Here is a 1999-nt window from a genome sequence, read left to right on the forward strand (position 1 = left end):
CGAGCTAGACTCACTCTCACTTTGAGACACGGACTCTGATTCACTTAACGAGATGGATTCTGATGTACTTTGCGAAATGGACTCCGATTCACTCAGCGAGCTAGATTCTGACTCACTCAAGGACGAGGATTCACTTTCGCTCAACGAGCTAGACTCACTCTCACTCAAGGAAGAAGATTCGCTTTCACTCAACGAGCTAGACTCACTCTCACTTTGAGACACGGACTCTGATTCACTTAACGAGATGGATTCTGATGTACTTTGCGAAATGGACTCCGATTCACTCAGCGAGCTAGATTCTGACTCACTCAAGGACGAGGATTCACTTTCGCTCAATGAGCTAGACTCACTCTCACTCAAGGACGAGGATGTCGACTCGGACTCACTTAACGCAATCGATTCCGACGTACTCTCAGATAAAAGAACATCAAGATATGGAATATCTTGCTCATCATCTGTCAACGGAACCTGGACGCCAGGAATAGTCGGATCTATATCTATACTAGGATCCACGCCATATTCTCTTCCGTCTGACCCAGTAATCGTATCAGGTAAAGTAATACGATCTCCTTCTATCGAATCATCCGGAATAGTTATAGTTCCTCCAGGAACTTGACTTCCATCTGGTGTAGTAGGATTTAATCCTCCTGCCCTTTGGTATTGCACTACGGTATAATCTTCTTGCCATTGCGGTTTTCCGTTACTATTTGTATCTGTAAGCGGAACATTAACATTGGCACCAGGAACATAGCGTACCTCTTGAGGTGTATTCTTCTCATAGATATACACATATCCAGGGGCTGAATCAATCGTTGCTCCATAAGAAACATCCAGCTGAGCAGCATTTCCTGTGCCAGTAACGGTATAAGTCGGCACATAAACTTTATCTGTTCCAATAGAATCTCCATTAACATCTTTTGTTTTTAATGAGCCTACTTTGGAAACTATAAAAGTATAACTCCCATTACTTCCCGGTTGAATATCCACTAATCCATAATCTGTTCCACTTAATTGTTCTTTAGCATAATTATATATGTCCTCTAGATACTCTAAATCATTTGTTTCTTCTGCAAATAACGTTTGGTCTGTAGTTGTTTGACTATCTCCATCGTCATCTACTAGTATCTTCACACCAATAGGAGTCACACTCGTGGTTGCTGTTCCTGAAAAGAGTGGAGAGAACACATAATTATCACCCGCACTTCGCTGATCCCACGAATAAGTAACGTCTTGATTAACGTTAGATAACTCTGTCCATGTAATCACATCATCTGCAAATTGACCATTATCAGAGATTGATGATGGAGTTATTACTACATTATTATAGTTTTTCACTGTGACTGGTAGTTCTAATGAAGCAGACCATTTTATTTCAGGTAATATGACGTTTTGGTTCCGTATATATATTGGAATATAAGTATTTGTGTTATATATATCGTTTTCGGAAAGAGAAGAAACCCTCTGTTCCCATGAGCTAAGATCACTAATATAATTATTATCTAATGTTAAACCAACTCTCCCAACAAAATCTGACAAATAGGATACATCACTTATCTGATTGTCAGACAGATCAATACTACCATGATCTTGAATTTGAATTGAGGATATAAAGCTAAGGTCCCTTATCTGGTTGCCAGATAAGTCGATCCCATACTGGAGGGGAGATTGGATAGAAATGTTACTTTCCAACTGATTGTTGGACAAGTATAAACCCAACAAGTTCGGTAAATCATCTAAAGTTACACTACTTATATCATTGTTATTTAGATATAAATAATTTAGATTATTCAATCCGGATAAACTGAATTCACTTATCTCGTTGTCATTCAGACTAAGCATGTGCAGATTAGACAATCCATCTATGTTACTACCTATATCACTTATCGCGTTGTTATTTAACTGCAAGGTTGTTAAGCTTGTCAAGCCGCTTAACGCACTTATATCACTTATCGCGTTGTTATTTAACTGCAAGGTTGTTAAGCTTGTCAAGCCGCTTAAC

At 39.0% G+C, this 1999-nt stretch carries 1 protein-coding gene; it reads right to left on the reverse strand.

Annotation, left to right across the window (positions count from 1 at the left end; genetic code table 11):
• Nucleotides 1-1999 (reverse strand): leucine-rich repeat domain-containing protein (locus HCB45_RS15085; RefSeq protein WP_185620448.1); only part of this gene is annotated, 1999 nt, incomplete at both ends.

Origin of the sequence: Listeria farberi (assembly GCF_014229245.1) — a bacterium.
Classification (GTDB): Bacteria; Bacillota; Bacilli; order Lactobacillales; family Listeriaceae; genus Listeria; species Listeria farberi.